The 21,608-nt window shown below is 41.6% G+C and carries 18 protein-coding genes and 1 tRNA gene; 15 read left to right on the plus strand and 4 right to left on the minus strand.

Features of this window, described 5'->3' with window-relative positions; translation table 11 throughout:
• The first annotated feature begins 89 nt into the window (after positions 1 to 89).
• From NA23_RS09400 to NA23_RS09460, 13 genes are all read left to right on the plus strand, one after another.
• Positions 90 to 1,253, plus strand: coding sequence for a flagellin N-terminal helical domain-containing protein (locus NA23_RS09400; RefSeq protein ID WP_033192332.1), 1,164 nt, complete (start codon positions 90 to 92; stop codon positions 1,251 to 1,253).
• Positions 1,254 to 1,428: 175 nt separating this feature from the next.
• Positions 1,429 to 2,601 (plus strand): flagellin N-terminal helical domain-containing protein, encoded by a 1,173-nt coding sequence (locus tag NA23_RS09405; protein WP_033192333.1) that lies wholly within the window; start codon positions 1,429 to 1,431, stop codon positions 2,599 to 2,601.
• A gap of 54 nt (positions 2,602 to 2,655) precedes the next feature.
• Positions 2,656 to 3,828, plus strand: coding sequence for a flagellin N-terminal helical domain-containing protein (locus NA23_RS09410; protein ID WP_033192334.1), 1,173 nt, complete (start codon positions 2,656 to 2,658; stop codon positions 3,826 to 3,828).
• 155 nt (positions 3,829 to 3,983) lie between these two features.
• A complete protein-coding gene (locus tag NA23_RS09415; protein ID WP_033192335.1) occupies positions 3,984 to 6,620 on the plus strand; it encodes a glycosyltransferase family 2 protein in 2,637 nt (878 codons plus the stop codon).
• 33 nt (positions 6,621 to 6,653) lie between these two features.
• On the plus strand, positions 6,654 to 7,826 hold the full coding sequence (locus NA23_RS09420) for a flagellin N-terminal helical domain-containing protein (RefSeq protein WP_033192336.1): 1,173 nt from the start codon (positions 6,654 to 6,656) through the stop codon (positions 7,824 to 7,826).
• Between the two features lie 112 nt (positions 7,827 to 7,938).
• Positions 7,939 to 8,601, plus strand: a complete 663-nt coding sequence (sdaAB, locus tag NA23_RS09425; RefSeq protein WP_033192337.1) for an L-serine ammonia-lyase, iron-sulfur-dependent subunit beta — start codon at positions 7,939 to 7,941, stop codon at positions 8,599 to 8,601.
• Positions 8,598 to 9,470: an L-serine ammonia-lyase, iron-sulfur-dependent, subunit alpha gene (gene sdaAA, locus NA23_RS09430; protein WP_033192338.1), complete on the plus strand. Its 873-nt coding sequence runs from the start codon at positions 8,598 to 8,600 to the stop codon at positions 9,468 to 9,470. The genes sdaAB and sdaAA overlap by 4 nt, the downstream gene beginning before the upstream one ends.
• A 153-nt stretch (positions 9,471 to 9,623) precedes the next feature.
• Positions 9,624 to 11,297, plus strand: a complete 1,674-nt coding sequence (hutU, locus tag NA23_RS09435) for a urocanate hydratase (protein WP_033192339.1) — start codon at positions 9,624 to 9,626, stop codon at positions 11,295 to 11,297.
• 27 nt (positions 11,298 to 11,324) lie between these two features.
• Positions 11,325 to 12,125 (plus strand): DUF4895 domain-containing protein, encoded by an 801-nt coding sequence (locus NA23_RS09440; RefSeq protein WP_033192340.1) that lies wholly within the window; start codon positions 11,325 to 11,327, stop codon positions 12,123 to 12,125.
• Positions 12,126 to 12,149: 24 nt separating this feature from the next.
• Positions 12,150 to 12,902: a TPM domain-containing protein gene (locus NA23_RS09445; protein WP_033192341.1), complete on the plus strand. Its 753-nt coding sequence runs from the start codon at positions 12,150 to 12,152 to the stop codon at positions 12,900 to 12,902.
• Between the two features lie 14 nt (positions 12,903 to 12,916).
• A complete protein-coding gene (locus tag NA23_RS09450) occupies positions 12,917 to 13,918 on the plus strand; it encodes a hypothetical protein (RefSeq protein WP_033192342.1) in 1,002 nt (333 codons plus the stop codon).
• Complete coding sequence (locus tag NA23_RS09455; protein ID WP_033192343.1) at positions 13,908 to 14,933, plus strand: glycosyltransferase family 2 protein; 1,026 nt, start codon at positions 13,908 to 13,910, stop codon at positions 14,931 to 14,933. Before NA23_RS09450 ends, NA23_RS09455 begins: the two co-directional genes overlap by 11 nt.
• Positions 14,934 to 14,970: 37 nt before the next feature.
• Positions 14,971 to 15,840 carry a hypothetical protein gene (locus NA23_RS09460; protein ID WP_052107244.1) on the plus strand — a complete coding sequence of 290 codons (870 nt, stop codon included), beginning with the start codon at positions 14,971 to 14,973 and terminating at the stop codon, positions 15,838 to 15,840.
• Positions 15,841 to 15,845: 5 nt separating this feature from the next.
• On the opposite strand, the gene NA23_RS09465 is transcribed toward NA23_RS09460, so the two are convergent.
• Both NA23_RS09465 and glf read right to left on the minus strand, forming a co-directional pair.
• A complete protein-coding gene (locus NA23_RS09465) occupies positions 15,846 to 16,892 on the minus strand; it encodes a glycosyltransferase (RefSeq protein WP_052107245.1) in 1,047 nt (348 codons plus the stop codon).
• Positions 16,893 to 16,897: 5 nt separating this feature from the next.
• Complete coding sequence (gene glf, locus NA23_RS09470; protein ID WP_033192344.1) at positions 16,898 to 18,007, minus strand: UDP-galactopyranose mutase; 1,110 nt, start codon at positions 18,005 to 18,007, stop codon at positions 16,898 to 16,900.
• Positions 18,008 to 18,218: 211 nt separating this feature from the next.
• Between glf and NA23_RS09475 the strand changes: the two genes are divergently transcribed.
• Both NA23_RS09475 and NA23_RS09480 read left to right on the plus strand, forming a co-directional pair.
• Positions 18,219 to 19,418, plus strand: coding sequence for an IS110 family RNA-guided transposase (locus NA23_RS09475; RefSeq protein WP_236938321.1), 1,200 nt, complete (start codon positions 18,219 to 18,221; stop codon positions 19,416 to 19,418).
• Between the two features lie 88 nt (positions 19,419 to 19,506).
• A tRNA-Gln gene (locus NA23_RS09480) sits at positions 19,507 to 19,580 on the plus strand.
• A 40-nt stretch (positions 19,581 to 19,620) separates the two neighbouring features.
• On the opposite strand, the gene hisS is transcribed toward NA23_RS09480, so the two are convergent.
• Together hisS and NA23_RS09490 are read right to left on the minus strand one after the other, a co-directional pair.
• Positions 19,621 to 20,886 carry a histidine--tRNA ligase gene (gene hisS / locus NA23_RS09485; protein ID WP_033192345.1) on the minus strand — a complete coding sequence of 422 codons (1,266 nt, stop codon included), beginning with the start codon at positions 20,884 to 20,886 and terminating at the stop codon, positions 19,621 to 19,623.
• A complete protein-coding gene (locus NA23_RS09490) occupies positions 20,871 to 21,608 on the minus strand; it encodes a tetratricopeptide repeat protein (RefSeq protein ID WP_033191740.1) in 738 nt (245 codons plus the stop codon). Before NA23_RS09490 ends, hisS begins: the two co-directional genes overlap by 16 nt.

Below are 21,608 nucleotides of genomic sequence, written 5' to 3' on the forward strand. Positions count from 1 at the left end.
TTTTCCGATAATACTATCGGAAGCTTCAAAGGGCGCTAAGGAAAGTATGTAACCATTTTTAGGAAAACCACACATGGAGGTGGAGAGATATGAGGATTAACCACAACATTAACGCTTTGAACAGCTGGAGAAACATCACGATGACCAACATGGATATGGGAAAGACACTTGAAAGGCTCTCATCAGGTTTGAGGATCAACAGAGCAGGAGACGACGCAGCAGGTTTGGCAATCAGTGAAAAGATGAGAGGACAAATCAAAGGTCTTGAGATGGCAGTAAAGAACGCACAGGATGCCATTTCATTGATCCAGACAGCAGAAGGAGCACTGACAGAAGTACACTCGATACTCCAAAGGATGAGAGAACTTGCAGTACAGGCATCAAGTGATACAAACACAAATGTTGATAGGAATCAAATTCAAGCAGAGCTTGACCAATTAAGAGAAGAGATTGATAGAATATCAAGAACAACTGAATTCAACACAAAGAAATTGCTTGACGGAAAGCTTGAAGGATTCAGGTTCACACCGGATGCAAAGGTCGTTACTGGCGGAAACGTTGATGTTAAACTTGGAACAGTAAGTTCTGCGGCTTCTGAGGGTACATATATAATCGAGGTAGGACAGCTTAGCGGAACTGTCGATAGCGCAATAGATGTTAGGATTACTTATATTGGAAAAAATAGGGTTGAATCAACTACTACAGTGATAGGTGCTGGAAGTGTTGTTGTGAATGGTATAACATTCAAGTGGGACAAGAACGCTTTTGATATTTCTAAATTTGGTGGAGCATTGCCACTTAACGAAGTCACTGATAGTGCGGTTGTAAGAGTTGAAGGGATGTACACAGCGAATAATCAACTTGTCTTCCAGATAGGTTCAAACGAAGGACACAACATGATAGCTGGCATAGATGACATGAGTGCAACAGCACTTGGATTGACAACAGCAACGCTAAAGGTTACTGACCAAGACAGTGCGGAAAGAACGATAATGGTAGTAGACGCAGCGATACACAAGGTAAGTACAGCAAGGGCAGCGCTTGGTGCTATCCAGAACAGGTTAGAACACACGATAGCGAACCTTGGAGTAGCGGCAGAGAACCTGACAGCAGCAGAGAGCCGAATCAGAGACGCAGATATGGCAAAAGAGATGATGCAATTCACAAAACAGCAAATCTTGCTCCAGTCGAGTATGTCGATGCTTGCACAGGCAAATGCTCAACCACAACAGGTGCTTCAATTGATGAGGTAATTCCAAATGCAATAAACCAAAAAGCGGGTTTCCCAACCCGCTTTTTGGCTTTATAAGTAAGCATATTGATTAAAGAAAAGAATTTCTTTGCCGATAAAAATAACGGATGAGGTTTTAAAGCGCCCTTTGAAGCTTCGGAATGTCTAAGGAAAACCACACATGGAGGTGGAGAGGTATGAGGATTAACCACAACATTAACGCTTTGAACAGCTGGAGAAACATCACGATGACCAACATGGATATGGGAAAGACACTTGAAAGGCTCTCATCAGGTTTGAGGATCAACAGAGCAGGAGACGACGCAGCAGGTTTGGCAATCAGTGAAAAGATGAGAGGACAAATCAAAGGTCTTGAGATGGCAGTAAAGAACGCACAGGATGCCATTTCATTGATCCAGACAGCAGAAGGAGCACTGACAGAAGTACACTCGATACTCCAAAGGATGAGAGAACTTGCAGTACAGGCATCAAGTGATACAAACACAAATGTTGATAGGAATCAAATTCAAGCAGAGCTTGACCAATTAAGAGAAGAGATAGACAGAATAGCAAGGACAACGGAATTCAACACAAAGAAATTGCTTGACGGAAAGCTTGAAGGATTCAGGTTTAATGCAGATATAAAAGTTGTGACTGGTGGAAATATTGACGTTATTGCAGAACGTAATGGAACCTCAAACGTTGTTGAAGGAACATATGTTGTTGAAGTTGGACAGCTTGCTGGTGGTGTTTCAAGTGAAATAGACGTAAAAGTTATTCAAATAGGTCAAGATGGTACTATACTTGGTTCTGTTGTGGCAAACATAACTGCAGGTGAGGCAACCATTGGCGGTATAAGGTTTACTTGGTCAACAGCAGGCATAGCTACCATTGGGAAATTCGGAGCTCTTCCATTGAACGAAGTAATTGACAGTGCAGTTGTAAGGGTAGAAGGAGTATACACAGCGAATAATCAACTTGTCTTCCAGATAGGTTCAAACGAAGGACACAACATGATCGCTGGTATAGACAACATGAGTGCAGCAGCACTTGGTTTGTCGACGCAAACACTCAAAGTTACGGACCAAGACAGTGCCGAAAGAACGATAATGATTGTTGACGCAGCGATACACAGGGTAAGTACAGCAAGGGCAGCGCTTGGTGCTATCCAAAACAGGCTCGAACACACGATAGCGAACCTCGGTGTAGCGGCAGAGAACCTGACAGCAGCGGAAAGCCGAATCAGAGACGCCGACATGGCAAAAGAGATGATGCAATTCACCAAGCAGCAAATCTTGCTCCAGTCGAGTATGTCGATGCTTGCACAAGCGAATGCTCAGCCACAACAAGTGCTTCAATTGATGAGGTAATTTAGAATTAATGTTTATCGTTTTTAGGAAAACCGCACATGGAGGTGGAGAGATATGAGGATTAACCACAACATTAACGCTTTGAACAGCTGGAGAAACATCACGATGACCAACATGGATATGGGAAAGACACTTGAAAGGCTCTCATCAGGTTTGAGGATCAACAGAGCAGGAGACGACGCAGCAGGTTTGGCAATCAGTGAAAAGATGAGAGGACAAATCAAAGGTCTTGAGATGGCAGTAAAGAACGCGCAGGATGCCATTTCATTAATCCAGACAGCAGAAGGAGCACTGACAGAAGTACACTCGATACTCCAAAGGATGAGAGAACTTGCAGTACAGGCATCAAGTGATACAAACACAAATGTTGATAGGAATCAAATTCAAGCAGAGCTTGACCAATTAAGAGAAGAGATAGACAGAATAGCAAGGACAACGGAATTCAACACAAAGAAATTGCTTGATGGAAAGCTTGAAGGATTCAGGTTCACACCAGATGCAAAGGTTGTTACCGGTGGAAATATTAATGTTGATATAACCCCAACAACTACTGCAATTGAGGGAACATATGTCATTGAAGTTGGACAGTTCAGTTCAACTGTCAACGCAGAAATTCAGGTAAGAATAACTCACATAGGTAGTAACGGAGCTATTTCTCAATCTAATTCAACTATCGTAGATATAACAGCTGGAGCTGTTACTATTGGAAATATTAGATTCACTTGGAATCCTTCAACATTCAAGATCGATAATTTTGGAGGTGCCTTACCACAGAACGAAGTCATTGATAGTGCAGTTGTAAGAGTTGAAGGAGTATACACAGCGAATAATCAACTAGTCTTCCAGATAGGTTCAAACGAAGGTCACAACATGATCGCTGGTATTGATAATATGAGTGCAGCAGCACTTGGTTTGTCAACGCAAACACTCAAAGTTACGGACCAAGACAGTGCGGAAAGAACGATAATGGTAGTAGACGCAGCAATACACAGGGTAAGTACAGCAAGGGCAGCGCTTGGTGCTATCCAGAACAGGTTAGAACACACGATAGCGAACCTTGGAGTAGCGGCAGAGAACCTGACAGCAGCAGAGAGCCGAATCAGAGACGCAGATATGGCAAAAGAGATGATGCAATTCACAAAACAGCAAATCTTGCTCCAGTCGAGTATGTCGATGCTTGCACAGGCAAATGCTCAACCACAACAGGTGCTTCAATTGATGAGGTAATTCTAAACCTGATTAGTGAAAAGCTAATAATCAATAAGATTTGGGAAAGCGGGCGAAAGCCCGCTTTCTTGCTTTTGTATAAAGTTTTAGGAATGTTCTTAGTGTAAAATGAATAATATGTTAGAAAAGTTATATCAAGAATTGGGGGTTTGGAAATGTCTGAGAAGAAGCGTTGTCTACTGAGTGTTGCAATGATTATGAAAAACGAAGAGCACAATCTCGACAGGGCTCTTGGAAGTATTAAGCCGTATGTTGATGAGATTATAGTCGTTGATACGGGCTCAACTGATAACAGCGTTGAGGTCGCTAAGAAATATACAGACAAGATATATTTCCATGAATGGAAAGATGATTTTTCTGAAGCACGTAATTATTCCCTGCAGTTTCCGACGTGCGAATGGGTGCTCATTTACGATGCCGATGAGGAGGTAAAAGAAGATTTTGCAGGAATTAGGGAGTTTCTTGAAAATCTTCCAGCCGACGTGAACACGGTATATCTTCCAACACTGAGTTATCTGGACTGGGATTTGAAAAAAACAGAAATTGCTTCTACGGCAAGGATTTTTAGAAATGGTACGGTAAGGTATGAAAACATAGTTCACAATCAGCCAATTTATAAAGGAAAAGTCGTAGAGGCACCGTTTACGATATATCACTACGGATATATATGGACAAGAAAACTCCGAAGGAAAAAGTACGAAAGAACGAGGAATTTGATCATTAGACTTTTGGAAGAAGGAAAGGATATGCCCAGCCAAGAAAGGGCGTATTATTTGTGCCAGCTTTATAAAACAGAACTGATTGGTGGGAATAAATACGAGCTTTATCCTATCGTTGAGGAAGTTATGAACATTATTCAAAAAGACCAAAAGATGCCCGCTATAGCTTTTGAGGTCCTGTTCATGCATGCACTCGATTTAAATGCAAAAGGCTTTCGTCATAAATCCAGGGAGTTGTTGAAGTTTTTACTGAAAGTTGAACCAAAAAACCCAGATCCATACTACGGCCTTTTAGCTGTTGAAGAAGCAGAAAAGAGTTATGACAAGATAATAGAATACGGCGAGGAATTCCTCAAAAGAATAGAATATGTTGAGAAGAACCCTCAAGAATTCTCATGGACTATAACTGCAATAAAGTATACCCCCATGGCTCATACACTTCTTGCTTTGGCTTATCTTAGGAAGAAGGATTTAAAGAATTTCAGAAGGCACTTTGAGAAAATATTCGATAGGTCTAAGCTTACCTCAGGTGAAGTTGAAAGGTTGGCAAATGCTATTTTGAAAACGGTTGTTGAGGTTGACGATGAGGTTTTCGCTGAGATTGTTGGCGAGTTAGAAGCCCTGCTTGCCATTTTGAAAGAGTTTGGGGTAGCCATCAATGTTATAGACATTGTAGAGCGAATCGTCAAGCTAAACTTAAAATTCAACGTGGACCTACTGAGGCCGTTCTTGAAAGGTCATTTTGGTGAGCTACTTTTTGAAAGACTTAAGGATGGAAAAGATAAATTAATAGAATACATCTTTGGAAAGAATGAAGAAGAATGGGGCCAAAAAATTGAACAATTAGGTTTGGAAGCACTTATTTTCTTCTATGAAAATGTACCGGATGACAATGTTTCAAAGCTCCGAGTATTAAGCAAACTAAGGAAATCGGAGAACCAAGTTATCAAAGGTATTACTCACGGACTTATTGCTGACACATATCTCGCAAAAGCTAATTTCAAACTTGCGTTAGAGTACTACAAGAGCGCAGCGGAAGTTTTACCGGAAATATCAAGGTTTATCAAACCAATACTTGATGATTTGAAAACAAAACTTGATCCTACTGTAGAAGGTGTATTCCACGAATTAAAGAGGTTCTATTTGGAAAACAAAGAACTGATGATGGAAGTTCTCAAGCAGTTTTCGAAAGAGGAACTATCGAAGTTGTATCTCATATCGGATACTGATTTTGCAAAATATGTGAGTGCAGTGAATATTTGGAAAGCGGATAAGAAGAAGTCTGCTGAGCTGTTAGAAAGTATTATGAATAAGGATGAGTTTCCGTTCCTCGAGCACAGATATGCGAAGTTATTTGAGGATTCGAGTGACCAAACTGATTTGGCAAAAGCATACGAATATCACTTAAAGGCTTTGAAGAAAAATGCTGCACTGGGCGATATTGCGTTAGGAATTTTTAAGTTCGATAACTTCTATCCAGCCGAGAATTTCGGGAACAAAAGCGACGAAATAGTGTGGGTGGGAAATATATCTGAGAAACACTCTGGACTTGGTGTTATATCACCGCTGAGGGTTTGGAGAAAGACGGAAGAGTACTACTACGTTCAGCCGTTCCACATAGATGAGGCGATAAGTGTATATAAAGAACGTTCGAAGAACTACAATTTACCTGTTTTGGAAATCAAGAAAGAGGATATTTTAAAAGTTCTGAGCGATGTTAGCTTTAGCGATACAAAGCTTTTGGAAAATGATGAGAGATATCGTAATTTACTGAGAAGTGTTGCGGTAGAGCTTGAAATTAATCAGGTTGAGGATTCAAGGAATGTTGTTAGTTTTGAATTTGTAAACATCTCTCAGGATTTCTCAAGTCTTGTGAAGAATTTTGAAAGTGGAGTGTTGTTCTATTTTGTTCCAGAATTTGGTAATCATGATGACTTGGTTTGGCACTATCCTATTTTCAGATTCATCAGAACGAAGAAGCAAATCGAAAGTGAGTTAAAGAGGCTTGGTGTGAAGACGGTAAAACACTACATGTTGACAGGACCATTGAGGGCAGTGATATACGAAAAATAATAGGATTATTTTACTTTCCATGGAGGTGAGGTTATGCGTATTAACTACAACTTGTCGGCACTTAACGCATGGAGGCAGATAACACTCACGGACTCAGACATGAAAAAGGTGCTCGAAAGACTTTCGTCCGGTTTGAAGATCAACAGGGCAAGCGATGATGCGGCTGGTTTGGCGATCAGTGAAAAGATGAGAGGCCAGATCAAGGGTCTCGAGATGGCGGTAAAGAACGCACAAGACGCGATTTCACTCATCCAAACAGCGGAAGGAGCACTCAACGAAGTTCACTCTATCCTCCAACGTATGAGGGAACTCGCAGTTCAGGCGGCAAGCGATACAAACACGGATGTCGATAGGTCGAGTATACAAGCCGAACTTGATCAACTCCGTGAGGAAATTGACAGGATCGCTCGTTCAACTGAGTTCAACACCAAAAAGCTTTTGAACGGTAACCTTGAGAGCTTTAGATTTACGCCCGATGCAAAAGTTGTTTCCCAAGGAAACATTGACCTTAACGTGACTGCGGTCAGTTCTGCAGCAAGTGTAGTTGAGGGAACATTTGTTGTTGAAGTGGGACAGTTCAAAGGAAACGTAACCAGTGCTTTGGATGTTAGGGTTGTGCTTGTTCAATCAACGGGAGTAACTACTGTTGTAATCGACTACTCACAAGCTTCTGTCGTTGTTGGCGGAGTTAAAATCAGCTGGAACACTTCAAGATTTGATATCAAGCAATTTGGTGGTGGATTACCTCTGGAAGAGGTAATAGACACTGGAGTTGCAAGAGTTGAGAAAATCAACACGACAGGTAATCAGCTTGTGTTCCAGATTGGTGCAAACGAAGGTGCTAACATGGTAGCTGGTATTGATGCAATGAATGCGAAAGACCTTGGACTTCTGACCTCTACACTCAAAGTTACGACGCAAAATGACGCTGAAAGAACCATCAGCGTTATTGATGCGGCTATTCACAAAGTTAGTTCCGTGAGGTCACAGCTTGGTGCAATCCAAAACAGACTCGAACACACGATAGCGAACCTCGGCGTAGCAGCGGAGAACCTGACGGCAGCGGAAAGCCGAATCAGAGATGCCGATATGGCAAAAGAGATGATGCAATTCACAAAGGCGCAGATTTTGATGCAATCTGGTATGTCGATGCTTGCGCAGGCCAACACGCTACCACAGAACGTGCTTCAATTGATGAGAGGATAATAACAGTCTTAATACTTAACATGCGGCGGGGCGATATGCCCCGCTTTGTTTTGGTGGTATAATAGTTTTTGATATTCGTTAACAATGGAGTGAATGAGATGAGGTGAATTTCATGGGATTACTTGAGGTTTCCGGTCCGGTTATGATCGGTCCATCGAGTTCACATACACTCGGTGCGCTCAGAATTGCACGGTTTGTGTACAAGTTGATGGGGATTCCAGAAAGTGTAGTGTTTGTATTGCACGGTTCGTTTGCCTTAACGTACAAGGGACACGGCACGGACAGGGCATTGCTTGCAGGTATTCTTGGGCTTAAGCCGGATGACCCCAAAGTCAAGGATGCCTACAAACTTGCCGAGCAAAAAGGCTTGAGGTTCGAATTCGAGTTTGCCGACCTTGGTGATGTTCATCCGAACACCGTATTGATTAAAGCGCAGAAAGGCAATCTTTACAACGAGGTTGAAGGTTCTTCCATCGGCGGTGGTGCGATAAGGATTACAAAAATAAACGGTGTTGAATGTTCACTCGCTGGAGACTATCCGGCGTTGGTTATAGTCAATAAAGATAAGCCTGGTGCTTTAAAGGGAATTTTGGATTGTATAAGTGTGAATATAGCGAATGTTTATCTGCGCAGAGTTAATGCGCTTGAGGGAATTGCACTGACAATTATCGAGCTTGATGAAAATCCAAGCAACGATGTTTTGGAATGCATAAGAACTCTTAAGAACGTCATTGAGGTGTACGCTGTGCGACTTGAAGAGGGTGAGCAGATATGAAGTTTTCTGAGCTTGTTGAGATTTGGAAAAATACTAACCTTGAGTTTAGTGAAATCATCTTGGCTCAGGATATGATAGACACCGGCAGAGACCCGGAAAAGGTGAAAAAGCAGCTGGGGAAATTGCTTGAGGTAATGCTTGAAGAAGCAGAAAAGAACTTTGGTAAGAAATTTGAAACGCTCACAGGTTTAACGGGAGAGAATGCGCACAAGCTTGCGAGTGCAAAACCTAGGATGATGAGTGAGTTCAACTACGTGGCAACGGTGGTTGCTCTTTCTATGGGCGAATCAAATGCATCCATGGGACGAATCGTTGCGTGTCCGACGGCGGGTTCATGCGGTGTTGTTCCGGGGGTTGCGTACGCACTGTGGAAGGTGAAAAACACAGAATTTGACGAGCTTTTAAAAGCTTACATCGTTGCCTCTGGAATAGGCAACGTGGTGGCAAAGAAGGCAACACTCTCAGGTGCAGCAGGTGGCTGTCAGGCTGAGATTGGTACGGCAACGGCTATGGCATCCGGGTTGTTGACTTACTATTTTTCAAAAGATGCAATTAAGGTAGGACATGCGGCTGCGCTTGCTTTAAAGGCACTCATGGGGCTTGTGTGCGACCCTGTCGGCGGATTTGTCGAAGTGCCTTGTGTCAAAAGAAATGCAAATGCGGTGAACGTTGCGATCGCGTCAGCGGAAATGGCGTTAGCTGGTATAGAGAGTGTCATTCCATTTGATGAGGTTGTTGAGGCGATGTACGAGGTTGGGAAATCATTACCCGAGTCGTTACGAGAAACAGGTCTTGGTGGTATTGCTGCCACAAAAACGGCACGGGAGATTGTTGAAAGACTCAGAGAGAACTGGAATGGAAAAGAATAAGGGAAATATACTGAAATATATTGAAATGCTTTGAAAACGTTGTGAAATGCTTTGCTTTCTTGTGTATGGTTATTTTTGAAATAATTGAGAAAGCAGTCTTTCAGAGTTAAAATAAATTGTAAGTTCGGACATCTTTTGAAGGGGGTATTCGGTATGGCTGAAGTGATTAGAGCTCCAAGGGGAACGACGCTGACTTGCAAGTCATGGCTCACAGAAGCAGCAATGCGTATGCTAATGAATAACCTCGATCCAGAGGTTGCACGTGATCCTGCAAATTTGATAGTCTACGGTGGCAAGGGTAAAGCGGCAAGAAATTGGGAATGCTATTACAAAATAGTCGAAACGCTAAAAGAATTGGAAGATGATGAGACGCTGATTGTTCAAAGCGGAAAGCCTGTAGCGGTTTGGAAGACACATGAATGGGCACCAAGGGTACTTATCGCCAATTCAAACCTTGTCCCAAAATGGGCAACTTGGGAGTACTTCAATGAGCTTGAGGAACGCGGACTGATAATGTACGGTCAGATGACGGCTGGTAGCTGGATATACATCGGAACACAGGGCATACTGCAAGGCACGTATGAGACTTTTTATGCAGTTGCGAAGAAGTATTTCGGTGGTACACTGAAAGGAAAGCTTGTATTAACTGCTGGGCTTGGTGAGATGGGCGGTGCCCAGCCACTTGCGGTGACGATGAACGATGGTGTCGTGATCGCTGTTGAAGTCGATAAGCGAATGATCGACAGAAGATTGCAGACAGGTTACCTCGACACCTGGACAGACAGCCTCGATGAAGCATTGAAGATGGCCAAAGAGGCGATGAAGGAAGGAAGGCCTTTGTCCATAGGGTTACTTGCCAATGCTGCAGAGGTGCACCCAGAATTAGTGCGAAGGGGAATAATTCCGGACGTTGTAACTGACCAAACGGCAGCGCACGACCCACTCAACGGGTATGTACCAGCCGGTATTTCGTTCGATGAAGCCCTTAAACTCAGAAAAGAAAATCCGCAGAAGTATTTGGAAATGGTGTACGATAGCGTTGTGAAGCATGTAAATGCGATATTAGAGATGCAAAGGCAAGGTGCGAAGGTCTTCGAATATGGTAACAACATTCGAAGACTTGCGTTCGACCACGGAGTTAAGGAAGCGTTCAATATCCCCGGTTATGTGCCAGAGTATATAAGAGACCTTTTCAGCGAGGGTAAAGGACCGTTCAGGTGGGTTGCATTATCGGGTAATCCGGAAGATATTTACAAGACAGACCAAAAGGTGCTGGAACTTTTTGGAGAAGATGAACATTTGAGAAAGTGGATAGAGATGGCGCAAAAGAAAGTGAAATGGCAAGGATTACCAGCGAGAATATGCTGGCTTGGTATGGGGCAGAGGGCAGAGATGGGACTTGCGATGAACGAGATGGTGAGGAAAGGTGAGTTGGAAGCTCCAATCGTAATTGGTAGAGACCACCACGACACAGGTTCGGTTGCAAGTCCGTACAGGGAAACGGAAGCGATGAAGGATGGAAGCGATGCGATAGCCGACTGGCCGATTCTTAATGCGATGCTCAATGTGGCAAGCGGTGCGACTTGGGTATCGTTCCACCACGGTGGTGGAGTAGGTATTGGGTACTCACTGCACGCAGGTGTTGTCATCGTTGCGGACGGAACTGAATTGTCCAGAAAGAAAATAGAAAGGGTACTAACAAACGATGTTGGAATGGGTGTTGTAAGGCATGCGGATGCCGGTTACGAAATAGCTATCCAGACAGCGAAAAAGCATGGAATTAAGATGCCGATGTTGAAGAACGAGGAAGGAAAGCAAGTTCATTAATTTGATAAGGAAGGTTGAGAACAAGCGATGTATGTAGGACCAGAAAAGTTCAAGAAATTGGAAAAGATAGACTTTGACGGCTCAGAGCTTATTGCATTTTTGGAGAGTAAAAAAGAAAGGCTCGATGTTTACCACCGCCATGTGGCGGTGGTAAGTTGTCATCTTAACCATACTGAACATTTTTCAAATTTCCCATTTTATTTCAATTTCATTGTCACACCTTCTAATGAAAAGGTTATCGGGATCTCAATTTCATTGCCGATGTCTTTTACTCCTGCGATTTACAAAATGAACGATTTTGGAAAAAAGGAAGAATTTATCAGACTTTGTGGGGAACTTATCGGCAACACGAATGAGCAGTGGATTTGCCAGTGTGGTATAATGAAATTGCCTTTGAAAACGAGGTTCGTAGCAGTCGCGGGCGACGAGACATTTTTGAACAAAGAGATGTTCAGTGAGAAAGTCTTTGGAGCAGAATCGTTTTCATTTGCTAAGCGAGTGAACGGGAGAGTATTGGAGTTTTTGGAAAAGTACAAAGATGGGCAGTACAAAATATGCAGAACGATAATAAACGATAAGGGTATCAACTTTTTTGTTGTAGATAAAAAGGTGCCTGATGAATTTCGTGCTTTGTACTCTGAGGTTATCTCGCTTCTAAGAAAAAAATACGGCCTATCACCAGCCAAGTACTATCCAATTTCAGAGCGCGTGATAGGTTCGTTTACGCTGGAATTTGAAACGATGTTTTCCAACGCACCTTTTGAAAGGGTCGACAGGTTGTTGGAAGATTATGAGAGAATTAAATCGGATATTGCGAAGTATTTTTAGATTACAAAGAGTGGAGTTGAGCAGATGAGAGTAAAGCGCATATTTTTGATTTTTTCTGTGATTTTTGTTTCAAGTATGCTTTTGGCTGTTGATTTTCCTACACCAACACCGTACAAATACATCAACGATTACGTTGGCGTTGTTGAGCAAGAATACGTTCAAAAAATCGTCTCTGTTGGGAAAGAACTCGAAGACAAAACAACTGCACAAGTTACAGCTGTTATCGTTGATTCATTGCAAGGAATGTCGATTGAAGAGTACGCTGTCGAGCTGTTCAGAAGGTGGGGAATCGGGCAGAAAGGAAAAGACAACGGCGTGTTGCTTTTGGTTGCGATTAAAGACCGAGAAATGCGCATCGAAGTTGGATACGGGCTTGAGGGTGCTATTCCTGATGGTAAGGCAGGAAGGATTAGGGATGAATACATAATCCCGTATTTTAAAGAAGGCGATTATTCAAAAGGTGTTTACTATGGATACCTTGCGCTTGCTCGAGAGGTTGCGAAAGAATACAATGTTGAATTGACGCTGGATGTTAACGCAGAACTACCGGAGAGTTCCTCAGATTCCGTAGGTATTGATGAAATTGTGTTCATAATCGTACTTATTGTTGTGTTGATTCTCATATTCTCACGAAATGGTGTAAGATATATTGGACCTCGTGGGCCTATGGGACCTGGTGGATTTGGTGGTTTTGGTGGCTCGGGAAGAAGTTCAGGCGGGTTTGGAGGTTTTGGTGGCGGCCGCAGTGGCGGTGGCGGAGCGAGTGGGAAGTGGTGAGGTGCTGAAAATAAATGGGCAGCATTCTCAAAGTTGAGAAAATAAATATACTCATATTAGAGGGGCTTGCGATATTCTTCGTCATGCTTGTACATTCCGGTACACCGAACCAAGTCTATGCTTTTTTTAGCTACGGGCTTGGCGCTCTTGTTTTTGCAAGGGGTTATCAGTGGAAAGAGCGCACAATAAAAGAAGTATTATCATCGAGGATTTTACTTGTTCAAACTTATTACTTTGCAGGTTTAATAAACACCATAGTCTTCTTACTTATCGCTCCACCAAGCGTTGTGAAGTACCCTAAATATGAGTACTTTTTGAATTTATTAATCGGAAGGATGGATAGACTTGATCAGGTGGCGGTTAACGCGATACCTCTTTGGTTTTTCTTAATGTTGTTTTTAGCTGAACTGATGTACTACTTTGTAAGCAAAAACAACGTTCTGTTAATTATTTCCATCGCCTTAGCGCTTGTTTTGAGGATGGTTCCTCACGAACCGCTCGTCTTTAAAATTGATGCTGCTATAGTTTCTCTGCCGTTCTTTTGGCTTGGGAAAATTTGGAAAAAATACAATGTTAAGGTGAGCCTCTTAGGTTTTGTTCTTACTACCGGTGGTTTGCTTCTTATAAGCCAAACGAACGGTGATATATCTTGGAACAACCAGTGGTTTGGCAAAAATGGTGTCATAGCGTTCTTTGGTGAGTTTTTTGCAATCATTGTGATAATATTCCTTTCTGAAGTGGTAAAAGTTCTAAAGGTCGATGGATTTTTCTACAAACTCGCCTTCAATGCACTCTTTGTAATTGCCTATCATATGTTGTTGGGAAGCCTACTGTACGTTATCCTTTCTGCATTTGGGATAGTTATTCCTGATGTTATGAAAGTTTTAAACAAAATGTGGTATATCTATTTTGCATTTGATTTGGCTGTTGTGTATTTGGCGATAAGATATATTCCAGCAAGAGTTAAATCATTTTTGATAGGGGACTTTAGGAGGGTTGTAAAGCGTGTCCGATGAAGCGCTTGTGTCAGTTATAATACCAGCGTACAACCTTGAAAGATACATAGAGCGTTCTTTGAAGAGTGTCTTAGACCAAACATATGAGAATATTGAAATTATATTAGTTGACGATGGCTCAACCGATAGGACAGTTGAAGTGGCGGAGAAAGTGCTCAAAAATTCTGGGAAACCATTCAAAATAATCAGTCAGAAAAATCAAGGTGTGAGTGTTGCAAGGAATACAGGTTTAGCTAACGCGAGAGGGAAGTATATAAAGTTCTTGGATGGAGATGATACGCTCTTTCCATATGCTATAGAAGAGCTTGTTGATGCTTTAGAGACAAATGATTGTCAGATGGCATTTGGAGGACAGGATGTGGTAAATATCGAAGGGAAACAACTTTATGCATACAACGAAACGTACACGTACAACGAGGGAATTTACAGTGGTAAAGAGGTGTTGAAAGATTTTATTACAAGTGTCACGTATGCACATTTAAATACATCTATATTTCGAAAAAACATCATCGAAAACTATACCCTTAGATTCACACAGGGTGCAAGGTATTCAGAAGATAACGAGTTCATAGCGAAATACCTTTATTATTCAAAACGGGTGTATGTCTTTGATAAGGCATTTGCGGAACTTCTTTACCGAACATCGTCAACTACCAAAAGGCCGACTTTAGCAGCATTTCATAACGTTGGTTCGTTGTTGAGGTTGAAAAAGTTTTTTGAGGAAAATGGAGAATCTGAGATTGTTGAAATACTTTTAACAAAAAGCATACCTATTGCTTATTCGTGGACACTTGGTAATCTTGCGTTTAACGGATATCCTTTGAAAGATTGGATGAAACTTGCTAGGAATGAATTAATACGTCAGCAGATAGTGAACGCGCTTCTTGAAGTGAATAAAACAAAAATGGGAAAACAATTAGCTTTCCTTAAAAACATATACAAGATTTCACCTTTTTTATGTTACAGCCTTTTGAGGTTAGCTGGCTGGATATTCAAACTGAATTCGAGACATTAGGATTCGAAGGTTCAATAGTGGATTGAGGTGATAAAAATTGGGCGGTAAGAAATATTTGATAGCTACTGCTTGCAATAAAAAATACGAGGATTTTCTTGTAAATCACTGGTTTAGCTCGTTGAAAGAGAATGTGAATCTGTCAGAAACCGATGTACTTGTAATGGACTACGGCTTATCTGACGAGGTTGTCCAGAAACTTTCTCAACAGGGAGCTATTGTCAGGAAAGCCAGACGGACAGACGGGCATATAAACAACACAAGGTTCTTAGAACTTGCGGACTTTCTTAAAGGAAACACTTTTTACAAAGGAATTGTTCTTTGCGACTCAGGTGATATAATCTTCCAAGATGATATATCAAACCTCTTTAAAGAGAACACGACGCAAATCAAAGCTGTTACAGAAGACATTTCTCCAAATATGGAAATGGTAATCAACGAAAAAAACGTTGATGGAGCTGATGACATAAAAAGAAAGCTTTGGAGAAAGAGATTAATAAATGCGGGTTTTGTTGTCTATCCAAGGAATGTTTACATCGACTTTGTTGAAAGAATGTTCTCTAAAGTGAAGGATATGTACGCTTGGGGAGTTGACATGATTCTTTTGAATTATTACGCCTACGAATCAGGTTTTCTCCAACTCCCTGTAATATACAACTTCATTCCAACAACGGCAAAGGTTAAGTACCTCGTTGAGGATGGTGTGTTCTATGTAGTTAACCATGGTAATAAGATCAAAGTCCGAGTTGTGCACAACGCTGGAGGACATAGGATTTTTAGGCCGATTTTAAACTTCGGATATGGAAAAGGTCACAATATACCAAGACCTGCTACTATATTTATGTTGAGAACTTTTTACGTCACTCTCTCAGCATTAAGAAGATTCGGTGCACTCTTTCAAAAGGAATAGCTCATCTAATTGATTAATTCTCTCAGCAGTTCTTCCAAGTTTTTCCCAGCTGCCAGCTTTTGTGCCAATCTGATTACGTTTCTTTTCCAGAAGTTGTATTCATCTTCTGTGATTTTTGAAAGTTTCTCGTCTAATTCCAACAAATTAGAAATTCCGAAACCGATGTTGTATTCTCTTACAAGCTCAAATATGGCAGCTTCTTTCCACACAATCAACGGCAATCCGCTCACGATGTAAAGTGAAGCTTTGTGAGGCGAATTATATTTTAGATACTCTCCGGTAGTCCCAGCTATCGTTTCTACTTCTTCCCCGTCCCACACTAATCCGAAATGCCCTTCGAGTTTGTAGGGAAGTTCATCGGGATGGAAAGCTCCTTTGAGTTCAAGGAAGCCTTCTTTCATTTGTCCTTGGTAGCCCTTGCCATAGAGATAAATAATATAGTTATTAAAAGACAACTTCTGAAGCATCTTTTCTATAAATTTTGATTTCGCAAGATTACCAGCGAATGCGATTGTGTACTTTCCGAGTGGCTTCTCGGGTATTGAAGAAAGTTTTTGCTGATCCAGGTGGTCAAGTAAATAATCAAAAAATCCAAGTATTAAGACTTCCCCCCTGAAACCCAATTCGTTTCTTAGGTAATCTGCCATGTTTTTAGAATGCACTATTGCGTGTGTAAATTTGTTAAACACTCTTCTTTCCCTTGTCTTATCCATTTTCCTCCCCAATCTTATACTTTCAACATCGTGAATCACAATTATTCTTTTTCCCTTTCGGAATGCAGATTTCAGAAAAGGGGTGATGAACCAATCTAAACCTGTTCCGTTTTGAAATACAACGGTCGATTCTGTGAGTTGCTTGTTGCCCCAAGAACGAATTAACAGGGAAAACAATTTGTGAGGCATAAACACCTTTTGGGTATCTTCTGTTTTCCCTTTGAATACGTCTATCCTTTCAAATCCCATATTCATTATTATTCTTTCAACATCCATCTTTGCTTTAAAACCTGCGTTGAATTTGCTTCCCCAGTGAAAATACGGGACATAGTAAACCAATTAGCTCACTCCTTCAACCATCGTTGAACTTTTTCTATACTTGCCTCAATGACTTGGTCCATATTGTAGTACTTGTATTCCGCAAGCCTACCTACAAACAAGTATTCTCCACTTTCTTCTAATTTCCTCACTTGTTCCATATATTTTTCTCGCTTTTCCATATTATCCTGCGTCATCACAATATAGTACGGCTCTCCACTTGCGAGTGGGTATTCAAAACATACTGTTGTCTTGTCGCTCTTTTCGTTTAGAAAGTGCTTGTACTCTGTTATCCTCGTCCAGTCGTAATCGTTTGGGTAATTCACAACCGCAACTGGTTGGTAATATTCTTGGTCGTAAGTCTTCAGCTCAAGCCTTAGTGAACGGTATTCAAGCTTTCCATATGCGTAATCGAAAAATCTATCAAGCTCGCCAGTGTACACCGTCAGTTCAGGTTTGAACAGTTCCCTCACTTCGAAGTAATCTACTCCCGTGAGCACGGCTATGTTTGGGTGATTCAGAATGTTTTCCACCATCTTCGTGTATCCAGCCTTTGGAATCCCCTGATATTTGTCCGAAAAGTATCTATCGTCTCTGTTTGTTCTTATCGGTATTCTCTTTGCCACTTCAGGCGACAATTCTTCAGGGTCTCTTTCCCACTGCTTTATCGTGTAGTTTTTGAAAAACAACTCGTACAGCCTTTCACCAACTTGCGAGACAACAACGTCTCTGAAATTTTTGGGAGGATTATTGAACTTTGATTTCTTTACTTCTTTCTCCAAAAATTCTTCCACTTCGTAGGTTGCTATGTTAACACCAAATACTTCGCATATGGTATCTCTGTTGATTGGAAATGGGATGAGTCTTCCTTCAACGTAGCTTAACACTTTGTGCTGATAGTAATGAAAATCACAGAACCGGTTCACGAAATCCCAGACTTTTTTATTATTTGTGTGAAATATGTGTGGGCCGTAGGTATGGATAGTGATTCCATTTTCGTCTTTGTAATCGTGGCAATGTCCAGCTATATGTCTGTGCTGTTCGATAACAAGAGCCTTTTTTCCTGCTTCAGCAAGCACTCTTGCGGCTGTTGCACCTGCAAGGCCTGCGCCTACTACAACTATCTCAAATTTCATCTTATCACTCCTACATAAAAATATGGTATAAATAATTTAGCTTAAAAAAATTGAGGGCAGGACAACTTATGTCACCTTGGCTTTTAAGCCATTTAAGGAGTCTGTTGCCTGCCTTTAACCATGATTAGTTGGTTGGGCTTTCAGCCCTCGTCAGCATGGAGGATTGGTTCAGCAGGCTCCCTGCCCTCATCATTCGAAAGGAGGATTTTTCATGGATAACTTCCCTGTTTTCGTCGGCATCGATGTTTCCAAGGATAAGTTCAACGTCTGCGCTATCTCTAATCCCAGTTCCATCATCTTCGAATCTTCTTTCGATATGTCCCAGCAAGGCTTTTCCTCCTTCGCAAACAAACTCTCTGCCTTCCCAAAACAATCCATCATCATCGCTATGGAATCTACTGGCTGTTATCATCTCAACCTTCTGGCTTTCCTTTCTTCCAACGACTTTGCTTGCGCTGTTTTTAATCCTCTAACTGTTAAAAACTTTGCTTCTCTTCGAAAGACCAAAACCGACAAAATCGATGCTCGCATTATCGCTACTGCTTTGTTTTACCTACAACATCAAATTCCTTCTTCTGCTTTTGTCAACTCTGAGCTTCGTGATATTGTCAGAGCACGCGAAAACATTATCCACCGCATCGCAAAAGTTAAAGACAATATCGAAAAACTGCTCAACGTTCTTTTCCCTGAACTCGAAAGAGTTACCAATATCTACAGTGACACTATCCTCAATCTTCTTTCTCATTTCCCTTCTGCCAAGGCTATTCAAAAGGCTCGTAATCTGGATGTGTTCTTTTCCAAAGACCGTGGCAGAAGTACAAAACTTAATGCTCAAAAACTTAAAGAACTCGCTAATAACTCGATTGCTCAATATTGGCCGATGAAAGAAAAGATTCTTGTGCAAAATATCAAAGAACTACAATTTTTACAGCAACAGCTTGAAGAATACGACAAGATGATGAAAGAATATTGCGAATGTAGTGCGATAAACCTTGATATCGAGATACTCACGTCAATACCAGGTATTGGTGAAAACAGCGCGATGCATTTCTTGGCAGAAGTTGGAGATATCTCAAGATTTAGTACATACAAAAAACTCATTGCGTATTGTGGACTCGATCCAAGCATTGCCCAATCAGGCAAAAGCAAAGTAGAAGGACACATATCGAAAAGGGGCAATGCCCACCTAAGACGAATACTATGGCTAATGGCAGTGAGTGTAGTGATTCACAACGAATATTTCCGAACATACTATGAACGAAAAAGGCAGCAAGGTATACCGTACAAAAAAGCGATAATGTCAGTAGTACACAAGTTATTGCGAACGTTGTACGCAATGTTGAGAAAGAAAGAGAAGTTCAATATTGATTATGCTATCTCACACTCAAAACAAAAATTTAATTTTGCATAGTTGACTCCTTATTTGAAATATCCGAATCGAACTTCTGCCATTGACAAGAAAGGTCAGTATGGTAAAATATATCTTGCGTTATATGAGTTGGGAGGTCGTCTAATGGCAGGACTGCGGACTCTGGATCCGCCAGTGGAGGTTCGAATCCTCCCCTCCCAGCCAACAAGTCAGTGAAGCTCCCGAAGGGGAGCTTTTTATTTTTTTATTCCAGTTCGGCCAACAAGTCTTTGATGCCGCTGACTACAAAGTCCTTTTCAAATTCTAATTGCTGGCCTGTCTCCATGTTTTTGACTAATACGATATCCTGTTCGATTTCGTTTTCACCGATGATTATACAAAGTTTAGCACCTGTTCTAGCTGCGTTTTTCAACTGAGCACTTAGTCCGCGTTCCATGATTTCCAAATTAACAGCGATACCTTCCCTGCGCAGTTGTTGTGCTAGCTTCATTGCTTCTATCTTGACTTCTTCACCACCGAAGTGTGCGATGTAAACTTCGTTTATCTTTACATCGTCAACATGTACATTCTCAGCCTTTATCGCAAGAATTAGCCTTTCCATACCCGCAGCAAAACCCAGCGCGGGAACATCTTTGCCGCCGATTTCCTTTATCAGGTTATCGTACCTTCCTCCACCTGCTATTGCGCTCATTGCACCGAGTCTGTGATGGTGCACTTCGAAGACTGTTCGGTTGTAATAATCAAGCCCTCGTACAAGTCTTGGGTCTTCCACGTACTTTATCCCAAGTGCATCAAGTAAGCTTTTCAGCTCTTCGTAGTGTTTTCTTGCGCTATCTCCAATGTAGTCTATGAGTTTTGGGGCTTGTTCTGCATACTGAACATCCACTTTACAATCGAGCAGTCTCAGAGGGTTGCGCTCGTATCTTGCCTTACAATCGTCGCAAAGGTTCTCAAGGTGCTGAGCATAGTATTCTCTGAGTGCTTGCCTGTAATTTGCTCTATCTTCTGCATCGCCAAGTGTGTTTATATGTATCTCAAAATCCACAAGTCCTATATCCCGCAGGAATCTATCCACAAAAGCTATCAATTCGGCATCGGCAAGAGCCGACGGACTTCCGAATATCTCAGCACCAAATTGGTGGAATTGTCTTTGCCTGCCCGATTGCGGGCGTTCGTATCGGAACATAGGGCCTATGTAGAAGTATTTTTGAGGAAAACCTTGAGTGATTAGACCGTTTTCAACAAACGCACGTACTACCGGTGCGGTTCCTTCCGGTCGCAACGTGATACTCCTACCACCTTTGTCTTCGAAGGTGTACATTTCCTTCTGAACTATATCCGTATCTTGTCCAACACTTCTGACGAACAATTTTGTATCTTCAAATATAGGTGTGCGGATTTCCGTAAATCCGTACAGTAAAGACAACTTCCTTGCCCTTTCTTCGATCCAGTACCAGTATTTCATCTCACCACCGTACAGGTCTTCTGTTCCCTTTATTTTTTGGTACACTTCTTTTCCACCTCCGAGAGTCTTTTAACTATCTCATTTTTTGCATCTTCGTCTACTACCTTCCATTCTGGTCTGACAGGTAACAGCAGTGCTGTTTCGTATATGTTCAGTGCATCGCAGAATTGCCCTTTCTTTTCAAGAAGTTTGCCATACATCAGATATGTAAAAATATGCTCTGGATTATTATTTAGTGCCTTTTTCAAATACTGCTCTGCAAGTGAGAGGTTTGGAAAAAGTGGAACTTCCAAGTTGCGCACACCTGCTAAGAAAAATGGTTCCCATTCATTTGGACCGAATTTCATAGCTTGTTCAAGGTGATAGTCGATCTTGTTGACAAGCGTGAGAGCAAGCAGGTTATTTTTTTGAACTCTATGAGATAGCACAACCGCCATTGCGTAGTGAAACTTCCAAAATTCTGGATATTTTTTGAGCATATCATCGGCCAATTTGTAGGCTTTCTCGGAGTAGCTGTAATCTACGCCAGCCCAGCTGTATAGTTCGCTTAGAGCGATTATATAATCGGCCTTCTCTATCAACGATAACTTTTCAAAATCCAACAAGCCAAGAAACTGTATAAGTTCCTTGGCTTGACGGTTGCCTATCATGTATTGAATTTTGTACGATACTTCACTCATCTGTTTTGAGTTCGAAAACAAAGAGCCGGAGAAAACTATCAAAAGTGCAAAGAAGATTAACAATTTGCGGTCTTTTACTATCTTCAT

Source organism: Fervidobacterium islandicum (assembly GCF_000767275.3).
In the GTDB taxonomy this organism is placed as follows: Bacteria; Thermotogota; Thermotogae; order Thermotogales; family Fervidobacteriaceae; genus Fervidobacterium; species Fervidobacterium islandicum.

Bases quoted from the DNA above. Each gene is read 5' to 3' on its own strand.
- NA23_RS09420 (WP_033192336.1), top strand. From the start codon at position 6,654: ATGCGTATTAACTACAACTTGTCGGCACTTAACGCATGGAGGCAGATA.
- NA23_RS09490 (WP_033191740.1), bottom strand. From the start codon at position 21,608: ATGAAGATAGTAAAAGACCGCAAATTGTTAATCTTCTTTGCACTTTTG.
- NA23_RS09410 (WP_033192334.1), top strand. From the start codon at position 2,656: ATGAGGATTAACCACAACATTAACGCTTTGAACAGCTGGAGAAACATC.
- NA23_RS09415 (WP_033192335.1), top strand. From the start codon at position 3,984: ATGTCTGAGAAGAAGCGTTGTCTACTGAGTGTTGCAATGATTATGAAA.
- glf (WP_033192344.1), bottom strand. From the start codon at position 18,007: ATGAAATTTGAGATAGTTGTAGTAGGCGCAGGCCTTGCAGGTGCAACA.
- NA23_RS09450 (WP_033192342.1), top strand. From the start codon at position 12,917: ATGGGCAGCATTCTCAAAGTTGAGAAAATAAATATACTCATATTAGAG.
- NA23_RS09405 (WP_033192333.1), top strand. From the start codon at position 1,429: ATGAGGATTAACCACAACATTAACGCTTTGAACAGCTGGAGAAACATC.
- NA23_RS09445 (WP_033192341.1), top strand. From the start codon at position 12,150: ATGAGAGTAAAGCGCATATTTTTGATTTTTTCTGTGATTTTTGTTTCA.
- hutU (WP_033192339.1), top strand. From the start codon at position 9,624: ATGGCTGAAGTGATTAGAGCTCCAAGGGGAACGACGCTGACTTGCAAG.
- NA23_RS09400 (WP_033192332.1), top strand. From the start codon at position 90: ATGAGGATTAACCACAACATTAACGCTTTGAACAGCTGGAGAAACATC.
- sdaAA (WP_033192338.1), top strand. From the start codon at position 8,598: ATGAAGTTTTCTGAGCTTGTTGAGATTTGGAAAAATACTAACCTTGAG.
- NA23_RS09475 (WP_236938321.1), top strand. From the start codon at position 18,219: ATGGATAACTTCCCTGTTTTCGTCGGCATCGATGTTTCCAAGGATAAG.
- sdaAB (WP_033192337.1), top strand. From the start codon at position 7,939: ATGGGATTACTTGAGGTTTCCGGTCCGGTTATGATCGGTCCATCGAGT.
- NA23_RS09440 (WP_033192340.1), top strand. From the start codon at position 11,325: ATGTATGTAGGACCAGAAAAGTTCAAGAAATTGGAAAAGATAGACTTT.